Raw genomic sequence first — 806 nt, 5'->3', positions numbered from 1 at the left:
GCCCCGTAATTAAAGCCCGTTCCCGCGATAACATTAACGCCATCAGCCGTCATTGTTGCGCCAGCATTAATAAGATTGGTGTAATCATTAGCGGTAAACGTATAATCATACGTTGGCGCTACTGCGGTCAATGTTACGGTCTGAGTAATAGTATTCAGCGAATCACTAACTTCAATTTTATAGCTAGCGGCAGTTGGTTGATTCAGATCGTAGAATTTATTGGTGATATCCGCGTTATCAACAATCTGCGAATCACTAAGCCGGGTTACTTTGACGGTATATACCCCATTAGGTTTAGGAGTACCCGTATTCCACGAAAATTGTACAGCCGTATTAACTTGCCCGGCAGTAGGATTATTAATCCAGGCCAAAGGAGGAATAATAATCGAATTATGAACATCACATTCAAAGGAATTAATTACGGCATCGGGAAATTGTAAAGTTGCTGATTTACTATCTGCGCCGATAGTAAATCCGAAGTTCTGAATAATACCACTGGCAAGCCCGGAAAAATAAATTGACGCTCCATTGCCATCAGTATAAAACTCCTTACCGGAATCAGCCGTTGCCGTCAGATTAGCCCCAGCAGGAATGACAACAGCGCCAGTAATCTGTTTACCGTCAATGGTGAGGGTAGCTTTACCAGCCAGCTTTTTAAAATCCCCGGCGGTGAAGCTATAAGAATTACCAGCGCTAAGGCCGTGTTGAATATGTTTATCGCTGTCAGTGACAACTACAATATAATCGCCAACATTCGGAGGGGTAAAATCGTAATACTCCGTGGTAACATAGGTGTGAATTACGTT

1 protein-coding gene is annotated in these 806 nt (G+C 42.8%); it reads right to left on the bottom strand.

Going from position 1 to position 806, the window contains the following annotated elements:
* Positions 1-806: hypothetical protein (locus N1032_RS24730; protein ID WP_259543172.1), on the bottom strand; the 806-nt coding region annotated here is incomplete at both ends.

Origin of the sequence: Herbiconiux daphne, assembly GCF_024979295.1 — a bacterium.
Classification (GTDB): domain Bacteria; phylum Actinomycetota; class Actinomycetes; order Actinomycetales; family Microbacteriaceae; genus Herbiconiux; species Herbiconiux daphnes.
Note: the sequence above shows the minus strand (reverse complement) of the source record. Positions and strands in the feature narration are given on the sequence as shown.